Annotated in this window: 6 protein-coding genes; all 6 read right to left on the bottom strand. The window is 71.1% G+C overall.

The window, feature by feature from the left end:
* Positions 1-160: 160 nt before the first annotated feature.
* The 6 genes from SJ20_RS06110 to SJ20_RS06135 all read right to left on the bottom strand — a co-directional run bounded on the left by SJ20_RS06110 (position 161) and on the right by SJ20_RS06135 (position 7,698).
* Positions 161-2,254 (bottom strand): ABC transporter ATP-binding protein, encoded by a 2,094-nt coding sequence (locus SJ20_RS06110; RefSeq protein WP_044659301.1) that lies wholly within the window; start codon positions 2,252-2,254, stop codon positions 161-163.
* Complete coding sequence (locus SJ20_RS06115) at positions 2,251-4,008, bottom strand: ABC transporter ATP-binding protein (RefSeq protein WP_044659302.1); 1,758 nt, start codon at positions 4,006-4,008, stop codon at positions 2,251-2,253. Before SJ20_RS06115 ends, SJ20_RS06110 begins: the two co-directional genes overlap by 4 nt.
* A 521-nt stretch (positions 4,009-4,529) precedes the next feature.
* Positions 4,530-4,805, bottom strand: coding sequence for a metal-sensitive transcriptional regulator (locus tag SJ20_RS06120; protein WP_044659303.1), 276 nt, complete (start codon positions 4,803-4,805; stop codon positions 4,530-4,532).
* Positions 4,806-4,877: 72 nt separating this feature from the next.
* Positions 4,878-5,660, bottom strand: a complete 783-nt coding sequence (locus tag SJ20_RS06125) for a sulfite exporter TauE/SafE family protein (protein ID WP_080696032.1) — start codon at positions 5,658-5,660, stop codon at positions 4,878-4,880.
* Between the two features lie 6 nt (positions 5,661-5,666).
* Positions 5,667-6,260: a rhodanese-like domain-containing protein gene (locus tag SJ20_RS06130; protein ID WP_044659304.1), complete on the bottom strand. Its 594-nt coding sequence runs from the start codon at positions 6,258-6,260 to the stop codon at positions 5,667-5,669.
* 34 nt (positions 6,261-6,294) lie between these two features.
* Positions 6,295-7,698: an MBL fold metallo-hydrolase gene (locus tag SJ20_RS06135; protein ID WP_036384546.1), complete on the bottom strand. Its 1,404-nt coding sequence runs from the start codon at positions 7,696-7,698 to the stop codon at positions 6,295-6,297.
* Positions 7,699-7,874 lie beyond the last annotated feature (176 nt).

The raw sequence follows: 7,874 nt of genomic DNA on the forward strand, positions 1-7,874 counted from the left end.
CTATTCTCAGACACGCCCTAGCCCCGTACACCTCCGGCTCCGGAGAGGTGCGGGCTCGTGAAACTCACCGGCACCTGGATCGAGAAGGTCATCGGGTGGTCCCGTGTCGCAGCGACGCCAGCGGCCAGTGGCTGGGCGCCGGCGCCATCCAGCCCCGGCCTCAGCGGGCGTCCTCGCGCGCGGCGGGCGCGCCGTCGTCGTCCTGCTCCTCCGCCTGTTCCCCGCCCTGGAACTGGCTCCTGTACAGCCGGAAGTACGCGCCGCGAGCGGCCAGCAGCTGATCGTGCGAGCCCTGCTCCACGATGTCGCCGTCCTCCATCACGAGGATGACGTCCGCGTCCCGGATGGTGGAGAGGCGGTGGGCGATCACGAAGCTCGTGCGGTCCGAGCGCAGCGCCGCCATCGCGCCCTGGACCAGCACCTCGGTGCGGGTGTCCACGGAGGAGGTGGCCTCGTCCAGGATCAGGAGCGAGGGCTGGGCCAGGAACGCACGGGCGATGGTGATGAGCTGCCGCTCGCCCGCGGACACGTTGGCGGCGTCCTGCTCGATCACGGTGTCGTAGCCGTCGGGCAGGGTGTGCACGAAACGGTCCACGTAGGTGGCCTTCGCCGCCGCGACGACCTCCTCGTCCGTGGCGTCGAGTCGGCCGTAGCGGATGTTCTCCCGGATGGTCCCGCCGAAGAGCACGGCGTCCTGGAGCACCATGCCGGTGGCGGCGCGCAGCTCGCCGCGGCTGACCGTGCGGGTGTCCACGCCGTCCAGCAGGATCCGCCCGCCGTCCACCTCGTAGAACCGCATGATCAGGTTGACCAGGGTGGTCTTGCCGGCACCGGTCGGCCCGACGATCGCGACCGTCTGCCCCGGCTCCGCCACGAAGTTCAGGTCCGTGATGAGCGGCTTCTCCGGCGTGTAGGAGAAGCGCACATGCTCGAACTCCACGCGACCGCGCAGCGGGCGCGGGAGGTGGGCGACGCCGTCGGGCCCGGGGATGGCGGAGGGCGCCGTTTCCCGAACGAAAGCGCTCTCGGAGGGCGCCGTTTCCCGAACGAAAGCGCGGGCGGGGGTGCCGTCGGGGGTCTCCTCCGGCTCGTCGAGGAGCTCGAAGATGCGCTCGGCCGACGCCACGCCGGAGATCAGCATGTTGGACATGCCGGCGATCTGCCCAAGCGGCTGGTTGAACTCGCGCGAGTACTGGATGAACGCGGTCACGGCGCCGAGGGTCATCTGCCCGTTGGCCACGCGCAGGCCGCCGACCACCGCGATGCCCACGTAGCCCAGCCAGTTCACCCACTGCATGATCGGCATGATCATCCCCGAGTAGAACTGCGCCGTGAACGCGGCCTCGTACAGCTCCTCGTTGCGCTCGTCGAAGCGCGCGGCCATGTCCCGCTGACGGCCGAACACGGTCACCAGCTCGTGCCCCGTGAACGACTCCTCGATGTGCCCGTTGAGCCGGCCCGTCTCCCGCCACTGCGCGGAGAAGAGCGCCTGGGACTTCTTGCCGATCACGCCCACCACCACACCGGCCACCGGCAGGGCGACCAGGGCGATGAGCGCGAGCTGCCAGGACAGCCAGAACATCATGCCGACGATGCCGATCACGGTCAGCACCGAGTACACGAGCGAGGCGAACGCCTGCTGGAGGGCCTGCTGGACGTTGTCCACGTCGTTGGTGGCGCGGGAGAGCAGGTCGCCGCGCTGCCCGCGGTCGAAGTAACTCAGCGGCAGCCGGTTGATCTTGGCCTCGATCTCCTCGCGCAGGCGGAAGACGATGCGCATGACGATGTCATTGAGCACGCGGCCCTGCAGCCACATGAAGGTCTGCGCCACCAGGTACATGCCCAGGACGATGAGGATCAGCCGGCCCAGCTCCGTGAAGTCGATCCCCTCGCCCGGCGTGAACGCCATGCCGGAGAGCATCTCTGCGGCCTGGTCCTCGCCCTGGGCGCGCAGCCCGTCGATGACCTGCTCGCGGCTCAGCCCGCCGGGCATCTGCGCGGAGACCACGCCGCCGAAGATCACGTCCATCGCCCGGCCCAGGACGTGCGGGGCCCACACGTTGAGCACGACGGCGACCAGCACCATCAGCGCGACCACCACCAGGCCCAGCTTCTCCGTGCGGAACAGGCTCATGAGCCGCTTCGCGGACGGCCAGAACGCCTTGGCCTTGCGGGCCGGCCCGCCGCCCCAGTCGTCGGTGGCGCCCTGCTCCTGGATCTCGAGGATCTCCTCGTCCGTCAGGTGCTCGCTCATGCCACGTCCTCCGCGGTCAGCTGGGAGTCCACGATCTCCCGGTAGGTCTGGTTGTCCGCCAGCAGCTCGGCGTGGGTGCCGCGGCCGACCACGCGGCCCTCGTCCAGCACGATGATCTGGTCGGCGTCGGTGATGGTGGCCACCCGCTGGGCGACGACGATCCGGGTCACCCCGGCCGCCGCGCGGTCGAGCGCCGCCCGCAGCCGCGCGTCGGTGGTGACGTCCAGGGCGGAGAACGAGTCGTCGAACACGAGGATCCGCGGCTCGGCCACGAGGGCACGCGCGATGGACAGGCGCTGGCGCTGGCCGCCCGAGACGTCCGTGCCGCCCTGAGACAGCCGCGAGTCCAGACCGGAAGCCGCCGCCTCTCCCTTGCCGGTGGTGCGGGCGCGCACGAAGTCGGCGGCCTGGGCCGTCTCGAGGGCCGCCCAGATGCGCTCGTCCGAGGCGTCCGGGGCCCCGAACTGCATGTTCTCCCGCACGGTGCCGGAGAACAGGTACGGCTTCTGCGGCACGAGGGCCACGGCCTCGGTCAGCTCGGCCCGGGCCAGGTCGGTCACCGGCACGCCGTCCACGAGCACCTCGCCGGACGTCGCGTCGTACAGCCGCGGCAGCAGACTGATCAGCGTGGACTTGCCGGAGCCGGTCGAGCCGATGATCGCCGTCGTGGTGCCGGGGGCGACGACGAAGCTGACGTCGTCGAGCACCGGCGCCTCGGCGCCGGGGTACTGGAAGGTGACGTGGCGCAGCTCCACGGCGCCGTCGCGACGTTCGGGGGTCACCGGGCGGACCGGCTCGCCGAGCGTGGGGACGGTGTCCAGGACCTCGCCGATGCGGCGCGCGGAGATCACGGCGCGCGGGAGCATCATCATCATGAAGGTGCCCATCATCACCGCCATGAGGATCTGCAGCAGGTACTGCATGAACGCGGTGAGCGCGCCGACCTGCACGAGCCCCGCGTCCACGCGCTGGCCGCCGAACCACAGGACGGCGGCGGTGGCCAGGTGCAGGATCATCGTGATGACCGGGCCGAGCAGCACGAACAGCCGACCGATCCGCACGGACGTCTCCGTCAGGGCGGCGTTGGCGTCCGTGAACCGGCGCGTCTCGTGGCGCTCGCGCACGAACGCGCGGACCACGCGGATGCCCTGGATCTGCTCGCGCAGCACGCCGTTGACGTCGTCGATGTTGTCCTGCATCTGCTGGAACAGCGGCATGAGACGCGCGACGATCCACGCCACGATCACCAGCAGCACCGGCACGGAGACCCACACCAGCCAGGACAGACCCGGGTCCTCGCGGATGGCCATGACGATGCCGCCGACCGCCATGATCGGCACGGCCACCATGAAGTTCAGGGCCATGAGGGTGAGCATCTGGACCTGGTTGACGTCGTTGGTGCCGCGGGTGATGAGGGTCGCGGCGCCGAAGCGGCCGAGCTCCTCCGCGGAGAACGCGTCCACGCGGGTGTAGACGGCGCGGCGCAGGTCCCGGCCGACGCCCATCGAGGCCTTCGCGCCGAACCACACGGCGGCGATCGCGGCGACCACCTGCACCAACGCCACGCCGAGCATCACGAGGCCGATGTCCCAGATGCGGGCGGTGTCGCCGCGGGCCACGCCCTCGTCGATGATGCGGGCATTGAGGCTGGGCAGGTACAGCATGGCCAGCGTGCTGATCAGCTGCAGCACGACGACGGCCGCGACGTCGCCGCGATAGCGCCGGCCGTGACGGCGGAGCAGGGTCCAGAGCATGGGGCTCCCAGGGAGTCGGGATGGGCGCGCGGCCGCGTGGGCTGCAGTGAGGTGGGCCGAAGGGGGCCGGGCTCATTGTGCCCCAGCCGCGGGCGAGGAGGTCGGGCAGCAGCCGTCGTCGTCGGACGCCGCGGGCGCACCCCGGACAGCCGGCTGCCGAACCACCCGCTGGCGGACCCGTACGAGGACTGAGCGACGCCAGACGGGGGGCGTGAGCCAGACGTTTCCGCGGCTGAGGGTCCCTCAGAACAGCACGAACATCTGGCTCACGCCCCCGGAACGCCTGGCTCAGCGCCCGAAGAGCCTCGCGAAGAACCTTGCGGCCCCGGCACGGCCCGCGCGGGCTGCGTCGCGCTCGGCATCAGGGTGACGGCCATCGCACCACTGCGCCGCGGGGACGACGGCCTTGAGGGACTCGACGTGCCGGCCGCATCCGGCCCAGGTGGCCCTGCGGCAGACGGGTCAGCGCGCCGGACGGCACATGAGGGATCCTTTCGGCGAGGGGGCTTCGGGGTGGCCGGTCAGGCCAGGGTCATGAAGAGCTTCTCGAGCTCGGCGACGGTGAGCTTCTCCTCGTCCTCCGCCTTCTCGGGGTCGGCGAGGCAATACTGCATGGCGGATGAGACGACCGCGAAGCCGGCGCGATCCAGCGCGGTGGAGACGGCGGAGAGCTGCGTGACCACGTCCTTGCAGCGACCCTCGCCCTCGACCTCGCGGATGACGGCGTCCAGCTGGCCGCGGGCCCGCTTGAGGCGGTTGAGGATCTTGCGCTGGGTCTCGGCGTCGGCGGTGCGCACGGCGACCTCCTTTGTCACGGTGGCGGGGAGGGGAATCATATCCCCAGGGGTATCCGGCGACGTCGCCGGATGTCACACGAGGAGACCGATGAGCTCCCGGACGAGGATCACCAGGCCCATGGCCAGCACGAACCAGCCGAAGCCCTTCTTCAGCGCCTTCTCCGGGACCCGCTTCATGAGCGGAACGCCGATCAGCGCACCGACCACGGCCACACCGGTGACCCACAGCAGCAGGTCCCACGGCAGCGTCACGCTGGTCAGGTAGCCGCCGAGGCCCGCGAAGGACTTCATGGCGATCACCAGCAGGGACGTGCCCACCGCAGCGGACATCGGCAGGCCGCCGAGCAGGACCAGCGCAGGGACCACGAGGAACCCGCCGCCGGCGCCGACGATGCCCGTGACGAAGCCGACGACGACGCCCTCCAGCAGGATCTTCCCGAGCGGGTGGCGGCGGGGCTCGACGTCAGCCGAGGCCTCCACTGAGGGGGCGGCCGCCGGCTGCGTCTTCTTGGGCCGGATCATGGCCCACGCCGTGAAGAGCATCATCACCGCGAAGGCGATCAGCAGCAGGGTCCCCGGCAGGAAGCCGCCGACGACGCCGCCCAGGAGGGCACCCACCATCGAGGCCGCGCCGAAGATCAGGCCGGTGCGCCACCGGACGGTGCCGTGCCGCGAGTGCAGCAGCACTGAGACCAGCGAGGTCACACCCACCACGAACAGGGAGCCCGCGATGGCCTGCTTCGGCTCGAGGCCGGCCACGTACGTCAGCAGGGGCACCATCAGGATCGACCCGCCGCCACCCATGAGGCCGAGCAGCAGGCCGACCACGAGGGCCAGGGCGAGGACGATCCACATCACGGGTCAGCTCCGCTTCCCCGCGCCGGTGGGGATGCGGCCGATCACGTCGCCCGCGGAGCGCTCCTGCGCGGGGCGGTTCCACGGCATCTTGGCCAGCACGGACGCCATGGCGCACGTGTTGGACACGGCGGAGAAGGACAGGCCCGCGCCGATCGCGGCGGGGATGAGGCCGAACCGCGTCGAGCCGACCTGGGAGGCCACGGCCCCGACCAGCGCGATGGACCCGGCGGTCATGCGGACCTGACGGTCCATGGACCAGCGGTTGCCGCTGCGGACGACCTCGCCGCCGGCCTCGGCGTAGGCGGAGATGCCGCCCTGCAGGACGCGCGCGGAGGTGAAGCCGGCCTGGGCCAGACGGTCCTGGGCGGTGCCGGCCCGGCTGCCGGACTGGCAGACGAGCACCGCGGTGCCGTCCAGGCGGGCGGCGACCTCGTCCGCGTGCTCCTGGAGCAGGTCCAGCGGCACGTTGTAGGAGCCGGCGATGTGCTCGGTCTCGAACTCGCCGGGGGTGCGCACGTCCAGCACGACGGCGTCGGGGCGGGCGGCCAGCTCGGCCTTCAGGTCGCGCGGGGCGACGGGGGACAGGGTGACGCTCATGGGAGGGGCTCCTCGGGGTTGGTCTGGGGGTGTGTCAGGACTGCTGCCAGGCGGCGTAGCTGCCCTCGAGCTCGATCACGTCGAACCCGGCGCGGCGCAGCGCCTGGGCGGCCACGATGTTGCGCAGGCCGGACTGGCAGAAGGTCACCAGGGTCTTGTCCTTCGGCAGCTCCTCCTGGTGGAAGAGCACCTTGCCGGCGTTCAGCTGCCGGGCGTCCGCCACGGTGCCGTGGGAGAACTCGGTCTTGTTGCGCACGTCCACCAGCACGGTGTCCTGCTCCGCGCCGACCTCGCCGGCCTCGATGCGGGACCGCAGCTCGTCGGCCTGCACGGTGGGCACCGGCTCCAACGTGAGGCCGTCCACGGAGGTGGTGAACGCGGCGGCGGCGTCGACGCCCACGCGGATCATGTGGTCGCGCATCGTGTGCGCGTCCTCGCGGTCCTCGGCGAGCAGGACGAGGGCGGCGTCGTCGCTCTCCGGGTCGTAGGCCCAGCCGGCGTGCGTGGCGACCTTGCCGCGGGACGGAAAGGCCAGCGCGCCCGGCACGGTGCCGGCGAGGATCTCGTCCACACCGCGGGTGTCCGCGAACACGGCGCCCTCGGCGAGCGTCGCCTGCACGCCCCCGGCGTCCAGCTCCTCGAGCTCGGGCAGCTCGCCCAGGATGGCTGGCCCCTGCTTGTTCTGGCGCTTCATGCGGGCGAAGTAGGCGTGGGCGTCGGGCTGGCCGTCGAGCAGCTCGTCGATGAAGCCCTGCTCGTCGTCGTTCTTCAGGTAGTCGGACCACCACGCGTACTTGCGCTCGTAGCCGACCGTGGTGGAGGGCAGCGCGCCGAGTGCCTTGCCGCAGGCGGAGCCGGCGCCGTGGGCCGGGAACACCTGCACGTGGTCCGGGAGGGTCAGGAACTTCGCCTTGAGGGAGGCGAAGAGCTGCTGGGCGCCCTCGAAGCGGGTGTCGACGCCGCCGGCGGCCTCGTCCAGCAGGTCCGGGCGGCCGAGGTCGCCGGAGAACACGAAGTCGCCGGTGAGCATGTAGCCCGGGGCGTCCGCGAAGGCGCCGTCGGTGACGAGGAAGGACAGGTGCTCGGGGGTGTGGCCCGGGGTGTGCACGGCCTCGACGGTGATGTTGCCGAGCGTCACCGTGTCGCCGTCCTTGAGGAGGTTGCCCTCGAAGCCGTAGGCCCAGTCCTCGCCGCCCTCGCCGGACAGGTGGATCTGGGCGCCGGTGGCGTGGGCCAGCTCGCGGGTGCCGGAGAGGTAGTCCGCGTGGATGTGGGTCTCGGTCACGTGGGTGATGGTCATGCCGTTCTTGGCGGCCAGGTCCAGGTACACCTGGATGTCGCGGCGGGGGTCCACCACCATCGCCTCGTTCTTCGCCTGGCAGCCGATCACGTAGCTGGCCTGGGCGAGGTCCTCGTCGTAGATGCGCTCGAGCAGCATGGTTCTCCTCCGGGTCGGGGGGTCTCGATGTCCATCCGATACCCCCTGGGGTATGTCGAGAACGAGCGTAGGGTATACCCCCAGGGGTATGCAAGAGAGAGGGTGAGCCCGGGCGGCGACGGGAAGGGACGGCACGGTCGGGAGACGTCGCCAGGGGGCGTGAGCCAGATGATTCC

It is taken from the genome of Micrococcus sp. MS-ASIII-49, assembly GCF_000946635.1.
Classification (GTDB): domain Bacteria; phylum Actinomycetota; class Actinomycetes; order Actinomycetales; family Micrococcaceae; genus Micrococcus; species Micrococcus luteus.

Bases quoted from the DNA above. Each gene is read 5' to 3' on its own strand.
- SJ20_RS06110 (WP_044659301.1), bottom strand. From the start codon at position 2,254: ATGAGCGAGCACCTGACGGACGAGGAGATCCTCGAGATCCAGGAGCAG.
- SJ20_RS06115 (WP_044659302.1), bottom strand. From the start codon at position 4,008: ATGCTCTGGACCCTGCTCCGCCGTCACGGCCGGCGCTATCGCGGCGAC.
- SJ20_RS06125 (WP_080696032.1), bottom strand. From the start codon at position 5,660: ATGTGGATCGTCCTCGCCCTGGCCCTCGTGGTCGGCCTGCTGCTCGGC.
- SJ20_RS06130 (WP_044659304.1), bottom strand. From the start codon at position 6,260: ATGAGCGTCACCCTGTCCCCCGTCGCCCCGCGCGACCTGAAGGCCGAG.
- SJ20_RS06135 (WP_036384546.1), bottom strand. From the start codon at position 7,698: ATGCTGCTCGAGCGCATCTACGACGAGGACCTCGCCCAGGCCAGCTAC.